Annotated in this window: 17 protein-coding genes and 1 pseudogene; 9 read left to right on the top strand and 9 right to left on the bottom strand. The window is 69.7% G+C overall.

Annotation, left to right across the window (positions count from 1 at the left end):
• Nucleotides 1-44: 44 nt before the first annotated feature.
• The 3 genes and pseudogenes from ABFX55_RS30425 to ABFX55_RS30415 all read right to left on the bottom strand — a co-directional run bounded on the left by ABFX55_RS30425 (nt 45) and on the right by ABFX55_RS30415 (nt 3,987).
• Nucleotides 45-1,400 (bottom strand): hypothetical protein, encoded by a 1,356-nt coding sequence (locus tag ABFX55_RS30425; protein WP_346126163.1) that lies wholly within the window; start codon nt 1,398-1,400, stop codon nt 45-47.
• 72 nt (nt 1,401-1,472) lie between these two features.
• Nucleotides 1,473-3,219 (bottom strand): annotated as a pseudogene (locus ABFX55_RS30420) (acetyl/propionyl/methylcrotonyl-CoA carboxylase subunit alpha).
• Between the two features lie 48 nt (nt 3,220-3,267).
• Nucleotides 3,268-3,987 (bottom strand): SDR family oxidoreductase, encoded by a 720-nt coding sequence (locus ABFX55_RS30415; RefSeq protein WP_346126162.1) that lies wholly within the window; start codon nt 3,985-3,987, stop codon nt 3,268-3,270.
• A 121-nt stretch (nt 3,988-4,108) separates the two neighbouring features.
• Between ABFX55_RS30415 and ABFX55_RS30410 the strand changes: the two genes are divergently transcribed.
• The 5 genes from ABFX55_RS30410 (at nt 4,109) to ABFX55_RS30390 (ending at nt 9,297) form a co-directional block, all read left to right on the top strand.
• A complete protein-coding gene (locus tag ABFX55_RS30410) occupies nt 4,109-4,381 on the top strand; it encodes a WXG100 family type VII secretion target (RefSeq protein ID WP_183650405.1) in 273 nt (90 codons plus the stop codon).
• Nucleotides 4,382-4,511: 130 nt separating this feature from the next.
• Nucleotides 4,512-5,645 (top strand): S8 family serine peptidase, encoded by a 1,134-nt coding sequence (locus tag ABFX55_RS30405; protein ID WP_346126161.1) that lies wholly within the window; start codon nt 4,512-4,514, stop codon nt 5,643-5,645.
• A 108-nt stretch (nt 5,646-5,753) separates the two neighbouring features.
• A complete protein-coding gene (locus tag ABFX55_RS30400) occupies nt 5,754-7,871 on the top strand; it encodes a serine/threonine protein kinase (RefSeq protein WP_346126160.1) in 2,118 nt (705 codons plus the stop codon).
• A gap of 101 nt (nt 7,872-7,972) precedes the next feature.
• A complete protein-coding gene (locus ABFX55_RS30395) occupies nt 7,973-8,350 on the top strand; it encodes a hypothetical protein (protein ID WP_346126159.1) in 378 nt (125 codons plus the stop codon).
• Nucleotides 8,351-8,382: 32 nt separating this feature from the next.
• Nucleotides 8,383-9,297, top strand: a complete 915-nt coding sequence (locus ABFX55_RS30390) for a hypothetical protein (RefSeq protein WP_346126158.1) — start codon at nt 8,383-8,385, stop codon at nt 9,295-9,297.
• Between the two features lie 8 nt (nt 9,298-9,305).
• On the opposite strand, the gene ABFX55_RS30385 is transcribed toward ABFX55_RS30390, so the two are convergent.
• From ABFX55_RS30385 to eccCa, 3 genes are all read right to left on the bottom strand, one after another.
• Nucleotides 9,306-10,454, bottom strand: coding sequence for a WXG100 family type VII secretion target (locus ABFX55_RS30385; RefSeq protein ID WP_346126157.1), 1,149 nt, complete (start codon nt 10,452-10,454; stop codon nt 9,306-9,308).
• Nucleotides 10,451-10,750 carry a hypothetical protein gene (locus ABFX55_RS30380; RefSeq protein ID WP_346126156.1) on the bottom strand — a complete coding sequence of 100 codons (300 nt, stop codon included), beginning with the start codon at nt 10,748-10,750 and terminating at the stop codon, nt 10,451-10,453. Before ABFX55_RS30380 ends, ABFX55_RS30385 begins: the two co-directional genes overlap by 4 nt.
• A gap of 116 nt (nt 10,751-10,866) precedes the next feature.
• Nucleotides 10,867-14,835 (bottom strand): type VII secretion protein EccCa, encoded by a 3,969-nt coding sequence (gene eccCa, locus ABFX55_RS30375; RefSeq protein ID WP_346126155.1) that lies wholly within the window; start codon nt 14,833-14,835, stop codon nt 10,867-10,869.
• Between the two features lie 45 nt (nt 14,836-14,880).
• Between eccCa and eccD the strand changes: the two genes are divergently transcribed.
• Nucleotides 14,881-16,326: a type VII secretion integral membrane protein EccD gene (eccD, locus tag ABFX55_RS30370; protein ID WP_346126154.1), complete on the top strand. Its 1,446-nt coding sequence runs from the start codon at nt 14,881-14,883 to the stop codon at nt 16,324-16,326.
• 6 nt (nt 16,327-16,332) lie between these two features.
• Here the strand turns inward: eccD and ABFX55_RS30365 are convergent, their stop codons facing one another.
• Nucleotides 16,333-16,764, bottom strand: a complete 432-nt coding sequence (locus tag ABFX55_RS30365) for a YbaB/EbfC family nucleoid-associated protein (protein ID WP_346126153.1) — start codon at nt 16,762-16,764, stop codon at nt 16,333-16,335.
• A 160-nt stretch (nt 16,765-16,924) separates the two neighbouring features.
• On the opposite strand from ABFX55_RS30365, the gene ABFX55_RS30360 reads away from it, so the two are divergent.
• From ABFX55_RS30360 to ABFX55_RS30350, 3 genes are all read left to right on the top strand, one after another.
• Nucleotides 16,925-17,212, top strand: a complete 288-nt coding sequence (locus ABFX55_RS30360) for a hypothetical protein (RefSeq protein ID WP_346126152.1) — start codon at nt 16,925-16,927, stop codon at nt 17,210-17,212.
• 10 nt (nt 17,213-17,222) lie between these two features.
• On the top strand, nt 17,223-18,128 hold the full coding sequence (locus ABFX55_RS30355; RefSeq protein ID WP_346126151.1) for a hypothetical protein: 906 nt from the start codon (nt 17,223-17,225) through the stop codon (nt 18,126-18,128).
• A gap of 64 nt (nt 18,129-18,192) precedes the next feature.
• On the top strand, nt 18,193-18,636 hold the full coding sequence (locus ABFX55_RS30350; protein WP_346126150.1) for a YbaB/EbfC family nucleoid-associated protein: 444 nt from the start codon (nt 18,193-18,195) through the stop codon (nt 18,634-18,636).
• A 122-nt stretch (nt 18,637-18,758) separates the two neighbouring features.
• Here ABFX55_RS30350 and ABFX55_RS30345 read toward each other — a convergent pair whose 3' ends face one another.
• Complete coding sequence (locus ABFX55_RS30345) at nt 18,759-19,526, bottom strand: hypothetical protein (protein WP_346126149.1); 768 nt, start codon at nt 19,524-19,526, stop codon at nt 18,759-18,761.
• Nucleotides 19,523-21,073, bottom strand: a complete 1,551-nt coding sequence (locus ABFX55_RS30340; protein WP_346126148.1) for a hypothetical protein — start codon at nt 21,071-21,073, stop codon at nt 19,523-19,525. The genes ABFX55_RS30345 and ABFX55_RS30340 overlap by 4 nt, the downstream gene beginning before the upstream one ends.
• Nucleotides 21,074-21,272: the final 199 nt, after the last annotated feature.

Here is a 21,272-nt window from a genome sequence, read left to right as displayed (position 1 = left end):
GAACTCACCGGGGCCCTTTCGGTCAGGACAGGAGGCGGGGGTGGCTACCAGTCACCGCCACCGAAGTCGCCACCGCCGAAGTCACCGCCGCCCATGTCGCCCCAGCCGCCGCCGCCCATGTCACCGGCGCCCGCGTCGGAGTAGCCCTCGGCGTAGCCGGCGCCGTAGCCGCCCATGCCGAAGCCGCCGCCGAGCATGCTGCCCATCATGGTGCCGACGAACATCATGGTCATGATGTCGCCGAAGCCGCCGTAGTAGCCGTAGGCGTAGGGCTGGTAGGCAGGCCCCGCGTCGTAGTAGGGACGGTACTGGCCGTTGACCATGACCTGGCGGGTCTGCGGGTCGTAACCGCCCTCCACCGCCATGGCGTCGGCCGCGCAGGCGGGCACCTCGCGGGGCGCGCCGCCGGCAGGCGCCCAGCGCACGTCGCGGACCGAGGGGCCGTGCTGCGGGTTGAAGAAGCAGGGCGCCCTCCGCTCGGGGACGGGCTGGTTGTTGACCCTGGCCTTCACCACGGCCAGCGCGTAGCGGCCGTCCTCGAGCGTCGTGGTGACGTCGCGGACCTGGTCGGCCTGCTGCACGGAGGCCAGTTGTGCCTTGGCCTTCTCGTAGGAGTCGAGGGCGGTCTGCCACTCGGTGATGTTCTGACCGCCCGCGCCCGCCAGCCTGACGTCGCTGTCGAGCTCGGTGATCTCCTCACCGAACTTCGTGACGTCCTCCTCCACCGTGGTCTTGACCGCGGCGAGCTCGGCCTGGCGCCTGACCTCGAGCTTCTTCTTCTTGTTCTTGGAGTAGAGGAAGTAGCCGCCACCGCCGACCAGGGCCAGAGCGCCGAGGCCGACCAGCGCGCCGGTGCCGGAGCCTTCGCTCCCCGCGCTGCTGCCGGAGTTGAGCGCCGAGCGCTTGCCCGCGACGGCGAGGTCGATGCGGTTGGTGAAGTCCTCCATGCCCGCCACGACGTCGCCGGGGTTGGCGTTGACCGAGAGCTTGGCGATCTGGGTGACGTAGTTCTGCTTCACCTGGCTGGAGGAGGCGAAGAGGGTCTTGCCGTCGAGCACCGCGATGGTGGCGAGCGGGCGGCCGGCCTCGTCAAGGGCCTTGCCCAGCGAGGTGAAATAGGCGCCCAGCTCGGACTCCTGCACCGTGTTGTCGGGCAGGGCCACGGCGTAGACCTTGTTGTCGGCACCCTTGAGCGCGTCGCGGATCCCCGACTGCTCGTCGGAGCTGAGCGGCGAACCTGACTGCACGAAGAGGGGGTCCCCGCCCTTCCAGGTGGAGATCACTGAGGCGGCGTCGGGTGGGGCCGCGGCGTACGCGGCCGGCGAGAGCGCGAAAACGGCGAACAGACCGGCGATCAGTGCCGCGATCGCGGCCGTCGTCCGGCGCAGCGGATGGGTCATTGGCAGCAAGCCTCCTTCGTCCTTAAGGACGAATGAGCGGTCGGCGAAGTTCCTCTCCTCCGAACCTACCCGCTACGCGCCCTTGATCTCGCAGATGGCCGCCCCCGAGGTGACGGTCTGTCCGACGGCCGCGGCCAGCCCCGTGACGGTGCCCGACTTGTGCGCCGTCAGCGGCTGCTCCATCTTCATCGCCTCGAGCACGACGATGGTGTCGCCCTCGGCCACAGTGTCGCCGTCGGCGACCACGACCTTGACGATCGTGCCCTGCATCGGGCTGAGGAGCGTGTCGCCTCCGGCTGCCGCCTTCGTGGCGCCGCCCGCCCTCCTGCGCGACGGCCTGCCCGCCGTGGGCCTGGGCGCCGACGTGGCGAAGCCCGCGGGCAGCACCACCTCGAGCCTCTTGCCGCCGACCTCGACGGTCACGCTCTCCCTCGCCGCGGGCTCGGCGCTCTCGACTGCCCCCGAGTACGGCGCCACGCCACCGCCCCACTCCGTCTCGATCCACCGCGTGTGGACGGAGAACGGCTCGGAGGTGAAGGCGGGGTCGGCGACCACGGCCCTGTGGAAGGGCAGGACCGTCGGCATGCCGTCGATCTCGAACTCGGCCAGCGCCCTGCGGGAGCGCTCGAGCGCCTCGGTGCGGGTGCGCCCCGTCACGATGAGCTTGGCGATGAGCGAGTCGAAGGTCTGAGGGACGGTCATCCCCGCCTCGTAGCCGGAGTCGAGCCGCACGCCGGGGCCCGAGGGGGCGCGCATCGCGGTCAGGGTGCCGGGAGCGGGAAGGAAGTTCCTGCCCGCGTCCTCAGCGTTGATCCTGAACTCGATGGAGTGGCCGCGCAGCGGCGGGTCGTCGTAGCCCAGCGGCTCGCCGTCGGCGACGCGGAACATCTCGCGCACCAGGTCGACGCCCGCGACCTCCTCGGTGACGGGGTGCTCGACCTGCAGGCGGGTGTTGACCTCGAGGAAGGAGATCGTGCCGTCCTGGCCGACGAGGAACTCGCAGGTGCCCGCGCCGACGTAACCGGCCTCGCGCAGGATGGCCTTGGAGCTGGTGTAGAGGGTCTCGACCTGCTCGGGGGTGAGGAAGGGGGCGGGCGCCTCCTCCACGAGCTTCTGGTGGCGGCGCTGCAGCGAGCAGTCGCGGGTGCTGACCACGACGACGTTGCCGTGCGTGTCGGCCAGGCACTGGGTCTCGACGTGGCGGGGGCGGTCGAGGTAGCGCTCGACGAAGCACTCGCCGCGGCCGAAGGAGGTGACGGCCTCGCGCACCGCCGACTCGTAGAGGTCGGGGATCTCCTCGAGCGTCCTGGCGACCTTGATGCCGCGGCCGCCGCCGCCGTACGCGGCCTTGATCGCGATGGGCAGGCCGTGCTCGCTCGCGAACGCGAGCACCTCCTCGACCCCCGCGACCGGGTCCTTGGTGCCCGCGACCAGGGGCGCGCCGACCTTCTGCGCGATGTGCCTGGCCTGGACCTTGTCGCCGAGCGCGGCGATGGCGGCGGGAGGGGGGGCCGATCCAGGTCAGGCCCGCGTCGATGACGGCCTGCGCGAAGCCGGCGTTCTCGGCGAGGAAGCCGTAACCGGGGTGGACGGCGTCCGCCCCGGTCTCGGCGGCGATGCGCAGCAGCTTGGCGATGTCGAGGTAGGTCTCGGCCGGCGACCGGCCGCCGAGCGCGTGAGCCTCGCCGGCGACCCTGACGTGGAGCGCGTCGAGGTCCTGCTCGGCGTAGACGGCGACGCTGGAGAGCCCGGCGTCCTCGCACGCCCTGGCGATCCGCACGGCGATCTCGCCACGATTGGCGATCAGAACTTTCCGCACCGACGTCTTTCCCTTCTCGACCAGGTCTGCAAAGGAGTCTAGGGGCGGCTACCTGCCGAGGTAGGCGCCGCCGTTCACGTGGAGGACCTGCCCCGTGAGATGGCCCGCACCCGGGGAGGCCAGAAACAGGACGGTTTCGGCGATGTCGTCCGGTGTGCCCGCGCGGCCGTTGCGGGTGCTCTCGACGCGGTGCCTGACACCCTCGGGTGTGAGGCGGCCGCGGAAGAACTCGGTGTCGACGACGAGGCCCGGCGCGACGACGTTGGCGGTCGCCTTGGAGCCGAGCTCGGCCGCCAGGTCGGCGGTCCACGACTCCATGGCGGCCTTGGCCGCGCCGTACGAGCCAGAACCGGTGCCGCGGGCGGCGATGGAGCCGATGGAGACGATCCTGCCGCCCTTGGCCAGGCGGGGGAGCAGCGCGGTGGTGACCAGGACCGCCGACATCAGGTTGGCGTTGAGGTTCGCCCACCAGGCCTCGGCCAGGTCCGTCAGGTCGTCCTCGATCTTCTGCCGGTCGAGGTTGGTGTTGCCGCCCGCGTTGTTGACCAGCACGTCGACCGTCGCGGGCAGGTGGGCGAGCGCCTCCTGCACGGCGACGGGGCTCGTGGCGTCGAAGACGGCGTACGACGCGCCCAGCTTGTCGGCGGCCTCTCTCAGGACCTGCTCGCGTCGGCCGGTGATGGTGACCTTGTCGCCCTGCGCGGCGAACGCGGCGGCGATGGCGAAGCCGATGCCGGTTCCTCCGCCGGTGACCACAACCTCGCGCATGGTTGTCCCCCTTTATCCGAACAATCCTCTGGGCGACCATAGCCGCTCGGCATAACCCGGGGCGATGCCGGGGTTGCCTGCCTATCGTGAGGGCGCCCGTCGGTCGAATCTGGAGGAGCGCATGACGCACAACTTGCTCGGTGGCAACCCTGCGGAGATGCAGCAGATGGCCACCCAGTTCACCCAGCAGGCCGAGGCGGTGCGCAGCACCATGGCGGCGCTGGACCGCGAGGCGGCCAAGGTCGGCACCGCGTGGACGGGGCCGGGGGCCGACAGGTTCGGCGGCGCGTGGCAGAGCTACAGGGCCGCCTTCCAGCGGATGTCGGAGGAGCTGCAGGAAGCGGCCCGGGTGATCAACACCTACCGCGGCAACATCGAGTCGGCCACGCGCTGACATCCCCTGCTTCCCGGCCCGGCCCCTCGACGGGAGCCGGGCCAGGACCCTCCGGATCACGGTGACGCCAGATGAGCCCTCGAGGTGACGGACTTTGGCCTGATAACGGGACAAGCTAGGCTCTGGCCCCATGATCCGTAGGGTCCTCCTCGTCGGCGCCCTGGTGATGGCCCACACGTTCATCCCTGCCGCGGCGCAGGCGGCGCCCGTGCAGTGTGAGCCCGAGCCCGGCTCCATGGAGGTGGGCGAATCGTGGGCGCAGCGGCGCGTGAAGGCCGAGAGCGTGTGGCACCTCACCAGGGGTGAGGGCGTGACCGTGGCGGTCATCGACAGCGGTGTGGACGTCTATCACCCCCAGCTGCGCGGAGTCAGACAGTTCGAACTCACCGGCACAGGTCATCGGGACTGCCTGGGGCACGGCACCGCGGTGGCGGGCATCATCGCCGCCAGCAACCGCGCGGACGTCCCCTTCCACGGTGTCGCGCCAGGGGTCAGACTGGTCTCCTTCAAGCAGACCAACGGGAAGAACGGAACTTCTGCCCTGCTGGCCCTGGCCATCATGGAGGCCGCCAAGCTGAACGTCGACGTGATCAACGTCTCGACCCAGGCGGCCGACACGTCCGATCTGAAGGCCGCGATCGACTACGCGCTCGCCAAGGACATCGTGGTCGTCGCCGCGGCCGGCAACTCGAGCCCCGAGGACAAGGACAAGCAGGAGTTCCCCGCCGCCTACGCCGGTGTGTTGTCCGTCGGCTCGGTCTCGGCCGACGGCGGCCGATCCGACTTCTCCAACACCGTCTCCAAGGTCGGCGTCGTGGCGCCGGGCCAGAACGTCATGAGCACCTGGACCGGCAAGTCCTACATGGACGGTCTCGACGGCACCAGCTTCGCCGCGCCGTACGTGGCGGGGGTGGCCGCCCTGGTGCGCGCCCGTTTCCCGCATCTCACCCAGGAGCAGGTACGGCGGCGCATCGAGGTCACGGCCGACGGCGCGCTCGGTGACGGAACCGGCGCCGGTGTCGTCAACCCGCTCCTGGCGGTCACCGCGGTGCTCCCCTCCGAGCACGTCAAGCTGGCCCCTCCGCTGCCCCCTCCACTGTCCGAGAACGCCGTGGCGAAGGCCCCTCCCGTCGACTGGCGGGCGATCGGGATCGCGGCGGGCGTGGCCTCGGCCGCCCTCGCCCTCGCGGGCGCGCTCGTGGCCGCGCGGCTGTTCATGCCGATGGGGCGACGCAGAGGTTGGCGGGCCAGCCGCCCTAATTGATTACGACTTGACGGTGAACTGTCAGGAACTGGGGCGAAACCCTCGTTACGGGTGGGGCGGATTTGGTTCAATGTCCTCCGATCATGATTTGTCGTCGAAAGGTGGGTCATGGACTCCTCCCCCCGGCCAGGAGACCCTGAGCGCCTGGGTGACTACGCCATCGTCGGACGCCTGGGTGAAGGACCGCGTGGCGCGGTCTACCTGGGGCGCACGGACGATGACGAAGCGCTTCGCGCCATCAAGACGCTGCCTCAGGAAGCCGCTGACGACGGCGAGATGCTCGACCGGCTCCGCGGCGTCAAACGGGTCTCCAGCTCCTACGTCGCCCGCGTCCTCGACGTGGGCGTCTCCGACGGCCTGCCGTACGTCGTGAGGGAGCATGTCGAAGGTCGCAGCCTGGCCGAGACGGTGGAGGCCGAAGGACCACTGTCAGGTGACGCGCTGGAGCGGGTGGCCGTCGGCGTCCTCACGGCGCTGACCTCCGCCCACCTGGCAGGGGTGACGCACAGCGGCCTTACGCCCCACAACGTGATCCTCGGCGCCGACGGCCCCCGCGTGACCGACGCGGCGGTGGGCGAGCCCGAGGGCGAGCTCGGCTACCGCTCGCCCGAGCAGATCAAGCAGCTGCGTTACGGCCCACCGTCCGACGTCTTCTCCTGGGCCGCGACCGTGGTGTTCGCCGCGACCGGTCAGGCGCCCTTCGAGCACGACGCGCAGGCCGTGCTGAGCGAGAAGCCCGACGTCGGGGCGCTCCCACAGCCGCTGCGTCGGGTTGTGGTCGCCGCGCTGTCGAAGGAGGTCGCGCAGCGGCCCACGACCTACACCGCGCTGCTGCAGCTCCTCGGTGACAAGAACGCCGACAAGCTGGTCGCAGGCGCCTCCGAGGTCGCGATCGCCGACGCCGCGCCGCCGCTCGAAGGCACGCTGCGGCTGCCGATGTACACCACGCCCGAGTCCATGCCCCCTCAGGCTCCGCCGGCGGCGGTGGCTCCGCAGTGGGGCCCGCCTTCCGCGGAGCCACCGGCCCAGGAGCCGATGCACGGGCACCCCGTGTACGCCGTGCCCGCCCAGCGCCCGGCGCCGGCGCGCAGGCCGTTCCCCATCGGCCTGGTCGCGGCGATGGCGGCGGTCATCCTGGTCTCAGGGCTCGGACTGTGGGGAGCCAACCGTTACGCCGGAGAAGGGAACCTGATCGCGGCCACCGCGGCGGACGGCACGGGACCTGGGAGCGGCGTGCCGGCCCCGCAGAGCGGGGACCAGGCCTCCGCGGCGACGGACGGCGCCGCCCAGACACAGGCCGAGCCGCCTGGCACCCAGCAGGGGCAGGGCAAGGTGACGGTGCCGTGGGCGACGACGCCCGCGCCCGAGTCCACTGACGTCATGCCGTTCGAGCTGCCCACCGACGACCCGAGCAGTGCGGTCCCCACACCCGAGCTGACCTCGATCACCACGGCTCCTCCCGTGCCGACCCAGAACATCGCCGCACCCCCCACCACGGCGGCGCCCGCGCCGACGGCCACCGTCACGGTCGAGGCCACGCGCACTCCCAGCGCCAAGCCGTCCAGGACGAAGGAGTCGGAGCAGGAGGAGGAGCGGGAGAAGCCGAAGCCGACGCCGACGCAGGAGCAGCCCTCGCCCACGCCGACGCCGACCAGGGAGAAGCCGACGGAGGAGCCCTCCCCGACGCCCTCCGAGGAGCCGAAGCCGACCGAGTCGAAGCCCGCGCCGAAGCCGACGGAGCCCGAGCCGACGCCGACCAAGGCCAGCCCGAAGCCGACCCCGACCAAGGCCAGCCCGAAGCCGACCCCGACGACTCCGAAGCCGACGCCCACCACCCCCAAGCCGACCCCGACCACTCCGAAGCCGACGCCCACCAAGTCCTCCGCACCGCCCGTCCAGAAGACCAACCCGCACACGGCCACCTCGGTCTGCGGTGGCGGCTACTACGTGCAGCGCCAGGCCTCCTTCGCGGGTGGAACCACCTACCAGCTCTACAGCAACGCGACGGGCAACAACTGCGTCGTGACGCTCAAGACCACGGATGTCGGCGTGTCCACTCCCGTCAGCGCCACGCTCGAGGTCCAGGGCAAGAGCTCCAAGACCGACAGCGGCAACTTCGAGTTCTACGCGGGCCCCGTCTACCTCTACGGCAAGGGCAGCTGCGTGAAGTTCTCCGGCAGCACCAAGTCGGGCAACACCGCGTCCGACTGGGGTAACTGTGGCTGAACTCGCTGAGACCAAGAAGTAACCGGGAGTCGACGGGCACGAAACACGTCGGGCGGATCATGGCGAGCAGTCATGATCCGCCCGACTTCATGGGGGCCCTCTTGAGTAAGCCACCTCTGGACTTAGACCTCGACCAGTTGCTCAGGAGCGCCGCCCCGGCCTTCCACGACATCGGATCCGATTTCCATGACGCGGTGCTGCGCGCCGTCGACGCGCTGAGCGAGCTGCGCTCGTGGCCGATGGACGAGGAGACCGACAGGAACTTCGTGCGGTGGTATGCGCCCAAGTCCACCGAGATGCTCGATCTGCTCGGCCAGCTCGCCGGGGCCTACGGCGACGTCGCCGAGAAGCTGCTCGTGATGCGCCACAACGTGGTCGTCACCGACTGGGGCACGGCCGACGACCTGAAGCTCGAGGACGTCCCCGCCTACCAGCCGCCGCGCGTGCAGGACCTCATCCCGCGCGGGCCGATGCCATAATGCTGCCCGCGAGCCGCCTCATGATGGTCTTCATGGCGGGCAGCGTCGGCACGCTGGCAGGCCTGCGGCTGTGGGCCGGTGTGGTGGCACCCGAGATCCCCCCCGAGCGGCTCCGTGCCGTCGCGCGCGTCTTCACCGACCTGGCCGACGCGATCGACGGCGGCGACGAGCCCAAGCGCGGGCTGGCCTACCGAGCCGACCAGGCCGCCGCGTCGGTGACCAGGAACAGCGCAGGGCAGGGCGTCGACTCCTTCGCGGCCGTCTACGACGGCCGCCTGCGCCCGCTTCCCGCCGCGTTCGTGGCCGACCTGCGTGTCATCGCGGTGGTGTGCGAGGCATACGCCCGCCTGGTGGACGACGTGCGCCGCCGCTTCGCCGAGGTAGAGAACGAGTTGCTGCAGCTGGTCTGGATGGTGATGTTCCAGCCGGTGACCACCTGGCTGTACGTCGTGGCCGCCGCGCGGATCGTGAAGCTGGTCAGGACCGCGAGGCTGCTCAAGGCGCTGTTCGGAGCGAACGCCGCGCGGATCTTCAGTGCGGGTTTCCCCGCCTACGCGCTCACCACCCTGGTCTACGCGACTGTCGACGGCATCGCCTACGCGGGTGGCTCGGTCGGCATCAAGGCGATGGTCAACCTCGCTCACGACCAGCCGGTCGGCTCGGCCAAGGAGAACGCCCAGGACTTCATGCGGATGTGGGCCGCCAACACCGGCTACGTCCTCGCGTACGACGCGGCCAAGTTCCCCTCGCGCAACCTCTCCCCGACCAGGGGAGGTGAGCTCGTGGCCAGGCTTTTCGGCTCAGGGTTCGGTTACACCCCCGTCTACAACGCGACAGGAGAGCGGGAGGAGGGCGTGGCGACCACCCCCGAGGAGTGGGCGGGCAAGCTCGAAGGGCACGGCCTGCGCTCGCTGATCTTCCCTCCGGGCTGGCTGCCCGGCCGGTAGCGCCGCCGTCAGTACGGCCGGTAGGGACCGCCGCGCTCCAGCGAGGCGATTCCGGGATGGTGGGCCAGATCGCCGTAGCGCTTGTAGGTGTAGAGGACGCCGGCCATGATGTTGTCCACCGGCTCCAGGATCTGCTTGTGTCCGGGCAAGCTGTGGCTGTTGAAGGTAGGCGGGATCGTCTGCATGAGGCCCTGGGACGGGACGCCGTTCTTGGCGTTGATGTCCCAGTTGTTGATCGCGCTGGGGTTACCGCCGGACTCGTGATAGATGATCGTCCAGATGCGCTGGATGTCCTTGGGGTCGTTCGGATCGAGATCGCTGACGTCGATGCCGCGCCTCTTCATCTCGGCGGCCTGCTCGGGTGACGTGATGATCTGCAGCGCTGTCTTGATCCACTCGACGATCTTCTCCTTGGGCTGGGGAACGGTGCCCCCGCTGGAGACGCCGCCGCCGCCCCCACCGCCGCCCCCACCGCCGCCGACGGTGCCTGCGCCGTTCCCCCCGCCGCCCCCGCCACCGCTCGTGGTGCCACCCGCCAGCTGCGTCTGCTTGCTGAGGTCCGTGGGCAGCCACGAGGTCTTGTGGTCGTTGCCGGGGACGAAGTCACGCTCCAAGGGGTTCTTGATGTCGTGGAAGGTCGACTTCCTCTCCTTCAGTGCGAGGGTGAGGGCAGTCCTGGCGTCGTTGACGGCGGAGTTCGCCTTCTTGACCGAGCGATTGGCGGCGGCGACAGCCTTGTCACCCATCCTCTTCAGCTCGTCGGCGGCTCCGTCGGGCTGGTCGGGGTTCAGTTTCCTCCAGTCGGCCTGGTACTTGGTCGCCCGCGTGATGAGGTCCTCGCGGAGCCGGCGGACCTCGCTCTCGGCGGCCTCCATGCTGTCTGCCGCCGTGTCCAGTGCGACGGCGCAGCCGCCCAGAGCGTCATGGAGGTCCTCGGCCGCCCTCCCGAAGCCCTGCATGTAGTTCTGGAACGACTCCGCCGAGCCGCCGTGCCAGGTCTTTCCCACGTCGATGACGGCTCTGCCGAGCTTGGCGCTCTCCTCCTGGACGGAACCCGCGATCGTCCGCCACATCGTGGCCATCGAGCGCATGGCCTTGGGATCGCAGGTCACCTTGTAGACCAGCTTGTCGAGTTCCTCCACGCCGGGCAGGCTCATGGGCGATCCGCCTCCCGGATGTTGCTCTGCACCTTGTCGAGCGCCCGTTCGACGCCTCTCAGCCGTTCCCTGCCGTCCTGAAGATCTGTGCCCAGGATGTCGCGCCAGATTTTCTGGACGTCCGAGGCGAGGTCGTGGGAGTGGTCGAGCCTGCCGAAGATGGACGACTCGACGTCCTTCGGGGGCGCGGGCGTCTTGCCGAGAAGCATGTCGGCGGGGACGAGCCTCTTGGCCGCGTCCGCCGCCGCGTCCGCGCAGTCGTCCAGAGCTTTGAAGTGGACATCCAGAACCGCCACCGGCCGAGCCTCCCGAGAGGGACGAAACAGAACATGATCGAGCATAGCGGCGCGATAGTTCCGTGACAGGAGCTCGGCGAAGCCGTTGGTCGAGGTCGTGCCCGCCGAGCCACCCGTCAGGGCAGGTAGGCGGTCTGTGTCAGTCTCGCGCCCAGCCTCCTGTCGACGTAGTAGCCGCGGCCCACCGGCAACGGCTGCGGGCGGATGTTACCGAAGACGAAGCCTTCGTCCTTGTTTCCCGACATGACCAGCGCCGGGCTGGCCATGTCCTTGATCTTGGTGATGATCGGGTCGAACATCGCCCTGCCGACGCCGCCCATCTGACGCGACATGATCAGGTGCAGGCCGATGTCGCGCGCCTGCGGAAGTAGGTCGGCCAGCGGCAGCAGCGGGTTGCTCGAGGTGGCGACCAGGTCGTAGTCGTCGACCACGATGTAGAGGTCCGACCCCTGCCACCAGCTGCGCGACCGGAGCTGCTCCGGCGTCAGGTCCGCCGGCGGCAGCCGCTTCATCAGCGCCGCACGGGCATCGTTGATCAGTTCGGCGGCCGCGGTGCTGGAGGCCGCGTAGCCGATCCTGTGCTCGGTCGCCGCCGAGTCGAGCAGCGACCTGCGGTAGTCGATCACGATCATCATGGCGTCGCGCGGCGTCTGCCTGGCCACCACGCCCTCGGCGATGAGGCGCAGCAGGTTCGACTTGCCGCTCTCGGTGTCGCCCACGACGATGAAGTGCGGGTCGGACTCCAGGTCGAGCAGCACGGGTGAGAGCGTGGCCTCGTCGATGCCGATCGGGATGATCTTCCTGCCGGTCTCCTCGACCCCTGGCAGCATCTCCGCCGGCAGCACGGCCGGCAGCAGCCGCACACCGGGCGCGTGCGGGCCCTGCCAGGCCTCCCTGACCGTCTGGATGAGCGCGCGCAGGCCCACCGCCGCGTCCTCGGCGTTCTGGACGTTGTCGATTCTGGGCAGCGCCGAGAGGAAGTGCAGGCCCTCCTTGGTGAGCCCACGTCCTGGCGACCCCTCGGGTACGGCCAGCGCCGACTTGCGGTTGATCTCCGACTCGTAGGCGTCACCCAGCTTGAGCTCGATCCTGGTGCCGAACAGGTCGCGGATGGCGGGCCTGAACTCCGACCACTTGTTGGTGGAGGCCACCACGTGGATGCCGTAGCCGAGTCCACGCGCGGCCAGGTCCGTGATCGTCGGTTCGAGGGTGTCGAACTCCTGCCTGATGGTCAGCCAGCCGTCGATGACGAGGAAGATGTCGCCCCAGCCGTCGCCCTCGATCTCTCCGCTGGCCCGTCGCGCGCGGTACGAGACGATCGAGTCGATGCCCTGTTCACTGAACATGCGCTCACGCTGTTGCAGGATGCCTGCCACTTCGGCGACCGTACGGCGGACGCGGTCGCCGTCCAGACGGCTGGCCACGCCGCCGACGTGCGGGAGCCCGTCGAGAGCCGCCAGTGACCCGCCGCCGAAGTCGAGGCAGTAGAACTGCACCTCCCGAGGGGTGTGGGTGAGAGCCATGCTGGCCACGAGCGCCCTGAGCACGGTGCTCTTGCCGCTCTGGGTGCCTCCTGCCACGCCGACATGGCCGGAAGCCCCGGAGAGGTCCAGCCAGAACGGGTCGCGCCGCTGCTCGAAGGGCTTGTCGATGATGCCGATGACGGCGTGCAGCTTGCCGCGTCCCTGCCAGCCAGTGGTCGTCAGACCGAACTCGGGCGTGACCGAGAGCGGCGGCAGCAGCTGTGACATCGTGGGGGGCAGGCCGAGCGGCGGCAGCCAGATCCGGTGCGCGGCGGGGCCACGGTCGCGCAGCCGGTTCACCATGATGTCCAGCAGGCTGGTCTGCGGAGTCTTGTCGTCCACCGGCGCCAGTTCCTTGGCCGGCTTCTCCACGACGGGGATGGGGGCGAAGGCGGGGCCGTACTCCACGACCTCGCGGACGAGGCCCCCGCTCGTGGCGGCGGCCTTGTAGGGATCGGGCTGGTAGGGGCCCGAGACATAGGCCGCCTTGAACCGCGTCATCCCGGTGGTGTCGAACTTCAGGTAGCCGTTGCCTGGCGCGGACGGCAGCTCGTAGGCGTCGGCGACGCCGAGGACGACCCGGCTCTCCATGGCGGAGAACGTGCGCAGGCCGATCCGGTAGGACAGGTGCGTGTCCAGACCGCGCAGCCGTCCCTCTTCCAGGCGCTGGGAGGCGAGCAGCAGGTGCACGCCGAGCGAACGGCCGAGCCTTCCGATCATCACGAACAGATCGATGAACTCGGGCTTGGCCGACAGGAGCTCGCTGAACTCGTCGAGCACGACGAAGAGCGTGGGCATGGGGGCCAGGTCCGCGCCTTGCTCCCTCGCCCGCTCGTAGTCACGCAGTGACGCGAAGTTGCCCGCTGAGCGCAGCAGCTCCTGGCGGCGGACCATCTCGCCGTGCAACGCGTCGTGCATGCGGTCGACCAGCGGCAGCTCGTCCTCGAGGTTGGTGATGACGGCCGAGACGTGCGACAGGGACTCCAGGCCGAGGAAGGTCGCGCCGCCCTTGAAGTCGACCAGCACGAAGTTGAGGATCTCCGAGGAGTGCGTCACGGCGAGACCGAGCACCAGCGTGCGCAGCAACTCGCTCTTGCCCGAACCGGTGGCGCCGATGACCAGGCCGTGCGGGCCCATGCCGCCCTGCGCCGACTCCTTGATGTCGAGCTCGACCATGCGCCCGTCGGCACCGAGTCCGATCGGCACCCTGAGTCTGTTGCGGCCCGCGCGAGGCCGCCAGGTCTGCTCGGTGTCCAGGTTGGTCGGGTCGCCGACGCCGAGCAGGTCCGTCAGCGTGGTGTTGACCGACAGCACGTCCTGCGTCTCCCCGCCTCCGGAGGCGGTGGACAGCCGCAGCGGCGCCAGCTGCCTGGCCAGCCCCTCCGTCATCAGGTAGTCCAGCCGGTCGGGGTCGCCGAGGCGGGTGCTGGTCGGCTTGCCGGTGTGGTCCAGCTTGATCATGTGGAAGCCGTCGCGCTGGATGTCCAGCCGCAGCATCGCCTTCTCCTCCACCAGCCCCGCCGCCTCGGACAGGTCGAGCACGGTGACGCCCTGGATGGTGTCCATGCCGAGCTGGGAGTCATGCGGCACGTAGCCGCCGTCCACGACCACCACGTGGTACGGCAGCGCGTCGGCGGGCGCGCCCGGCTTGAACCTGGCCCGCTCCTTCAGCTCGGTGCCGACCAGCCGGTCGAGCTCGCCGAGGTTCTCGGACATCAGCCGCACCTGGCCGGCCAGGTCGTTCTGCTCGGGATGCAGGGCATGCGGAAGCCACTTGACCCAGTCCCACTGCGGCATCGACTCCTTGCCCGCGCAGACGAGGATGCGCAGGTCGTCCGGAGAGTGGAAGACGACCATCTGCGCGATCATCGCTCTGACCAGGTCGCGCACGGCTTGGCGGTCGCCTGACAGCTTGATGCGGGCGAAGGAGCCCAGCGCCACGGAGACGGGCAGCTCGGAGACCGTGGCGTGGGCGCCGATGAACCTGCGCAGCGCGCCGGCCGTCAGCGCGTCGAGGTCCTCGACGGGCTTGGAGTCCGGCGGGATGAGCTGGATCGCCAGTTTCTGCACGCCGGTGCCGAGCCGTACGGTGCCGAAGTCGGGGTCGCGCGGCCGGCGCTCCCACAGACGCGAGCCCATCGCGATCCACCAGAGCGAGTCGGGGGATGGCCCGCTCCATTCCAGGGCCTCGCGTTGCTGCTTGGCGGCCTTGCGCGCCTTCCTGCGCACCTGCGCCAGGTAGCGGAAGTAGTCGCGGCGCAGCCCGTTGAGCCGCTGCTTGCGCTCGCCCGACTGCCTGCCCAACTGGCCGAGGGTCATGCCCATCATCGAGAAGGCGAACAGTCCGCTGGCCACGTACATCAGCGGGTTGGAGTTGCCGCCGGCGGTGAACATCAGGCCCATCGCCGCGCCTCCCGCGACCATCGGCAGGAAGGTCAGCACTCCCATGAAGCCCTGGCCTTGGACTTCGGGGATCTCAGGCGGGGATTCGAGCAGGACCTCGCCACGAGGTGGCTTGGGGCTGGGACGGCGCTCGGGCCGTCGCACAATCACGATGCTCACGCGGTAATTTCTTACCATCAATGCGGGTCTTTCCGCTTGCCCGATATGTTTCCTTCTGTGAAGTCGCTTGCTCAGGGACCACCCCTTCAAGGCCCGATGCAGCAGGGCGCTCTGGCACAGGTCCCCGCTCCGATCCCGGCGCTGTGCCACGTCACTGTCGTGGGACCACGGAAGAGAGCCGACCTGGCGTTGCCCGCGGACATCCCGCTGCCGCACGTCCTGCCGAGTCTGCTGCGCGCGATGGACGAGGTGGGCGGCGAGGCCGCGTCGGGACCTGGCTGGGTGCTGCAACGGCTCGGCGGTGCGCCGTTCGACCTCGGCAAGAGTCTCGGCGCGCTGGGCGTGCTCGACGGGGAGGTGCTCTATCTCAGGCCGCGCGAAGTGGCGCTGCCTCCCGCGCTCTACGACGACGTGGCCGACGTGGTCGCCGGCGGCGTCAAGGGCAGCTCGGGCAAGTGGACGTCCGACCACACGCGGCTGGCGGGCACCACGTCGGCGTGCGCGCTGCTGGTCATGGGCGCGCTGGCGCTGTACCTGGCGGGCCCGCCGTGGACGATCAGGGCGATCGTGGCGGGCGTGCTGGCCCTGCTGCTCGTGGTGACCGGCGCGATCATGTCGAGGGCGGTCGGCGACTCGTCGGTGGGCGCGGCCATCGGGTGGGCGGCGCTGCCGTACGGCTTCCTCGCGGGTCTGCTGGCGCCGGGAGGCGGCTTCGGCGCGCCCCACCTGCTGGCCGCCTTCGCCTGCACGGCGCTGGTGGCCACGTTCGGCGGCACGCTGACCTCCGACGGGGTGGCGGGCTTTCTCGGTACGGCGATCGCCTCGATGGCCGGGTCGATAGGCGCGGCGATCGTCATGATCTGGGGAATCTCGGGGGCCGGCGTCGCCGCGATGACGGCCACCGTGCTGCTGGCCTTCACCCCGTTGATCCCCACGCTCGCCTTCAGGATCGCGAAGCTGCCCCTGCCCTCCATGCCGACCACGGCTGACGAACTGCGCACCGACAACCAGCGTCTGGACGCGGCCGAGGTCAAGGAGCGCACGGTCAAGGCGCAGTCCTACGTGACGGGCCTGATCGCGGGGGTCTGCCTGGTGGTGGCCGGCGCGCAGCTGCTGCTGGTGCTGGAGGGCGGCCTGACCGCCCGGATCATGCTCGTGGTGCTCTCGCTGACACTGATCATGAGGGCCAGGGTCTTCCACGCGCTCGGTCAGCGGATCTGGCTGCTGGTGGTCAGTCTGGCCGCGCTGGCCGCTCTGGCGCTGTCGCTGGCGGTAGGCATGGGCGACATCGCGGCCGTCGCCGTGGGCGTGGCGCTGCTGTGGGTGGCGCTGGGCGCTGCGGGCCTGGGCATCTGGCTGCCCACGGGCAAGCCCTCGCCGTTCTGGGGCCGCGCCGGCGACATCGTCGACCTGGTGTTCATCGCCGCGCTGTTCCCGCTCGCGCTGGGCGTGCTCGACGTGTACGCGTGGGTGCGCGGCCTGTCGGGCTGAGCCCGGCTACCAGTCGTCCCTCCTGCTCAGTCTGTCGACCGTGCTGTAGGCGCGGTCGACAGACTGGCCGAACGTGTCGTGGATGTCCTGCAACCGGCGCTGGAGCGCTGCGAGGTCGAACGGCTCGCGGGTCGCCTCGCCGCTCAGCGCATGGGAGAGGAGCTCCTCGCCCTGGCGCTGGGCGTCCTGCTGGGCCGCGCGCACGGCCTCGACGAGTTCCTCGGCCAGTTCCTCGCTGCCCATGCGCATCGCGCGAGGGTCGAGCCTGACCGAGTCGAGCATGCCACCGTGGTCGGTCCTGGCGACGACCAGCCCGCTACGGCTCTCGCCCGTGCCCGTGACCGAGGTGATCTCCTGCGACATCTCCTCGAGCCTGCGTACCGACTCCTCACTCTCTCGGGCCATGCGCTCGAAGTTGGCAGGGTCGAAGAAGGACATCGCCTGGGTCTCCTTTCGGGCTGGTGATCCACCATGCACTCAAGGAGGCCACAGTTAACCGCGAAGGAATGATCCGGGTCGGATCGGTGAAGCATCCAAGAACTCCCGCGATCTTGCTATTTGTCAGATTTAGGGTGCTTCCATGGCACAAGATCGACATGTGGTGTCCAAAGGGATCGACCACCTCGCCTGGCGCGTGGGCGAGGAGGTCCGCCCCATGTTCACCCTGCCACGCGACGCGCTCTTCCAGGCCACCGAGATCGCCGGTCCCGGCTTCGGCGTCCTCGGTGAGGCCCTGCTCGGTGACACCTACCGGGAGGTGCAGCAGATGGCTCAGGCCTTCCTGCACGACGGTGACGAGTGCGCGCGCGGCTGGCAGGACGCCCTGAGGACCTGCGCCCACAACTGGCGGCTGGCCGAGGATGCCAACATGGTCAAGTACCAGTAGGGCGGCGACCATGGTCACCTCGTCCGACCCGCACCGCGTCTGGCTCGATGTGCTGAAGTCGTCCCAGAGCAGTCCCGCACCGCCCAACAGGCCCATGCCCACCCCCGACCGCTACGCCAGGACGCTCAGGCCGGTGTCCGGGGCCAGAGCCCCCATGATGAACGTCGCGCCTCCCGCGCCCTCCGGAGGTCCGCCCCCCGCTCTCGGCGCGTTGCGCGCGGCGGCGCGCATGTCGATGTTCCTCGTGGCCACCTCCACTCTCGCCGCCGTGGCGGTCGTGAACGCGCCGGGCATCGCGCAGGCCGCGACCAACTGGGACATCGGACTGGCCGCGCCCCTCGACGACGGCGTGAAGATGGGCCTGCCCAACGTCCGCGACGAGTCGAGGGAGGTGTGGAAGGCGCTCGACCAGGAGGCGTTCGAGGTGGCTGTGGGCCTGCTGTCCAGGGAGATCGGCAAGTTGCGCCGCTCCTTCACCGTCATCGCCGGCGCCGTGGACGAGATCGGCAGCATCACCAGGGCGTACTGGATCGCGATGGGCACCCTGGCGATGGCCGTGCTGGCCACGCTCACGGTGATCAAGCTGGCCAAGCTCATGCCGCACACACGCGTGCTGGCGGTGCTCCAGGAGGCGATGCTCGGCAAGCTGGCCCTGGGAACCACGGCGGGGACGCTCGGCCTGCTCTCGACGTTCCTGAGCTTCTCCGGCACCAAGATGGCGAACGAGGCGAAGAAGTGGCACCAGCTCCAGTACGTGACGCCCACCGGGGCGCTGAAGATCGACTTCAAGAACGCGGCCATCAAGACCGCGGGCCTGCCGTCCTACCACAAGGCCGACAGGTCCGACCGGTTGCCGCCCGGCAGCGAGAGCTTCCAGTGGGTGGGGCCGAAGAAGGAGCTTCCCGAACTGCCGTGATTGCGGAGTAAACCGACAACCCGCTACGTTGCTGGTCGTTTGCCCCTCCAGGACGGAGTAGCTGGTGCAGGAGTTCGGGGACTTCGCGAATCTCGATATCGACAAGCTTCTCAAGACCGCGGACGAGCAGTTCGCCCGCGTCGAGGAGATGCAGGCGACCATGGCCGCACTCGTGGGGCGCGCCCAGGACGAGGACGGCCTGGTCAGCGCCGCCTACTCGAGCGGGGGGCTGAGCGAGCTCGAGCTGCACCCCAAGGCCATGCGGCTGAGCTCGGGGGAACTGGCCGAGAAGGTCAAGGCCGTCGTCCAGGACGCCGCCGCCGACCTGCAGCGACAGGTCAACGAGACGATGGGGGACGTGTTCGGGGAGGAGGACAACCCGATGAAGTTCGTCAACGACCCCGAGGCCGCGCTCGAGCAGGTGAAGAACGCCGAGGCTGCCTACAACAGGACCTTCGAGGACGTGATGGGCGAGCTCGACAAGATCCGCCGTCGCCTCGACCTCTGAGCCTCCGTCCGCCGGTTGGCCCTGGGCCTGCCGGCGGACACGGCACGAGCCTGACGCCCGGCGTCAGGCTCGTGCTCGTCGCCATGACAGTCGGCGACCTTCGTCGGCATGCCGGTGAGGGCTCAGGCCTGCCCTGTGCTCCCCGCCTGCCCCGTGCTCCCCGCCTGCTCCTTCGCGGCCTTCTCCTGCGCCGCCGCCGCCACCTTGCCCGCGTTCTCCTCCCAGTTGGCCTTCGCCTGCTGGAAGGTCGGCTTACCGCCCTCGGGGTTGGTCACCTTGCCCGAGAGACCGACTCCCTGGACCAGGTTCCAACTGGCGCCCAGCAGGAAGATCCCGGCGGCGGCGCCTGCGGTGATCTTGTTACTCGCGAGCGCTTTCACGACTACGCTCAGCACCTTGCGTGAGGCCGTCTCGGTGAGGAGCTGGTGCATCGCCAGGGTATGCGGCCCGATGAGCCCTGCCGCCAGCCTTGTCGCCACCACCGCGGCGGCCAGCTTCATCATCGTCAGCCCCACAGTGAGCGCCATGGTGGCCCCGGCCCACGCGAGGGTCTGCGTGTTCCGGCACACATCACCCGCGCTCTGCTTGATCCGTAGATCCGTCTCCACATCGGCGCGGAGATCCGCGCAGCTCTTCTTGAAAGCCTCCGCGTCCTCCGAGGTCCACCCCTCGGGCGCCGGACGCTCTTCTGCTCTCTTCAGCGCCGCAATGGCCGTGGTCAGGTGCTGGGCCGCTTCGTCCCACTTGTCGCCTAGCTCGCCCTGCGCTTCCGGGCTGCAGGTCAGCGTGGCCAGGGCCAGCGGGATGAGGAAGGGCGTTCTGCCGATCATCACGACGGCGGCCTTGGTGCTGGTGGCCACACCCACGGCGTACATGGACAAACCGATCATTTGCTGGCCCCTCCCTTGTACGTGCTCGCGTCGTCAGCGGCGTCCCAGACCTCCACGGTGGTCTTCAGCGCGGTGTCCCAGCGGTCGAGAAGGGCCTTGCCCTCCTTCAGGTAGGAGGAGGCCGCGTCGCGGGCGCTGTTGTGGCCGAGCGTCATCGGCACGCCCGAGACGCCGAAGACCGTGGGGCCCACGTGGTTCTCGTCCACCGCCTTCAACGCGTCGCGTATCGCGGGCGCGACCTCATTGACGACGATGGAAGCCGCGGACTTGACGGCGCTCTTGGCGATGTCCTTGGTCTTGCCGTCACTCTTGCCGCCGTCGCCCTTGCCATCGCCCTTGTTCTGGTCCCCGCTCCCGTTGCCGGAGCCGCCGCCGGTCGGGAGGCCGCTGCCGCCACCGGGCGAACCGCCACCGCCCGTGGGCGAACCGCCTCCGCCCGTGGGGGAGCCGCCACCGCCCGTCGGCAGGCCGCCGCCACCGGTGGGAACCTCGGGGGTCGTGCCGTCACCGCCGGGGGGCGAGTCGCCTCCGGGGGTTCCAGACCCGTCACCTGACCCGTCAGGGGGTGTCGTCGCATCGGGGTCCTTGCCTTCGGGGTCTTTGCCTTCGGGGTCTTTGCCGTCGGGGTCTTTGCCGTCGGGGTCTTTGCCGTCGGGGTCTTTGCCGTCCGGGTCCTTGCCCTCGGGGTCCTTGCCTTCGGGGTCTTTGCCGTCCGGGTCTTTGCCTTCGGGGTCTTTGCCGTCCGGGTCTTTGCCGTCCGGGTCTTTGCCGTCCGGGTCTTTGCCGTCGGGGTCCTTGCCGTCCGGATCCTTGCCTTCGGGGTCCTTGCCGTTGCCGTTGCCGTTGCCGGAGTCGTCGGCTGGAGGCGGTGAGCTGCCGTCTCCGTTCTGGCCCGGCACCTCGCCCGGCTGCTGGTCCGAGCCGCCGTCGCCCTGCCCGCTCTGGTCGCCGCCGTTCTGCCCGTTGCCGTCCCCAGCCTCGCCCTGGTCGTTGCCCTGACCGTCGTTCGGACTGTCCTGGCCGGTCTGCGGGTCGTCGATGTCACGCAGACCGCCCTCCAGGTCGGCGGGGTCGGCGTCGCCGCTGCCCTCGGCGAGTTCGGCGATGTCAGGGTTGTCCTCCCCGTTCACGCCCTCGCCGGACGGCGGGTCGGACTCCTTTCCGGCGTCGGGCGCCTCCCACCCGGGATCCCCCTCAGCTGCCTCGGGCGCGACGAATCCCGGCTCGGTGTCGCCGGGTTCGGCTGAGCTCTCGGGATCGACGGACGAGAGCCGGGTCTCGTCCGGTCCGGAGCCCGCGGATCCGTCGCCGTCCGCAGTGACCTCCGTCGATCCGGTGCCCGAGGTCGGTCCGGTGAACGCGGTGTCGGCCGGCCCGCCGTCCCGCGGACCGTCGACTCCGGCGGAGTCGGACGCAGACGCGAACGCCGGTTCGCCCGCCGCCTGGGTGGGGAAGGGTACGAAGCCGCCCCCGCCGCGTGACGCGTCGTCGATGTCATGCAGGCGACCCGAATCGGATGTCAGCCCCCAGTTGAGGAGGCTGTCCATGCTCCGCTGTTCGCTCACCCGGCCTCCGTTTCCCAGGGCTCTCAGTGATCCGCAACAGTAGCTCAAACAGGGGCATGTGGGACTGGTGCGGGGGAAATCACCCTTTCCGTTGACATGAAATCGACAGGGCAGGTCAACCATTGCCAATTCAACTACCTGCGGGTTTCCCTCCGCGTCGTCCTGGCGTTATTGATCTGTG

This window comes from Nonomuraea roseola (genome assembly GCF_039535395.1).
Classification (GTDB): Bacteria; Actinomycetota; Actinomycetes; order Streptosporangiales; family Streptosporangiaceae; genus Nonomuraea; species Nonomuraea roseola.
This window is presented reverse-complemented; position numbering and strand designations above follow the sequence as displayed.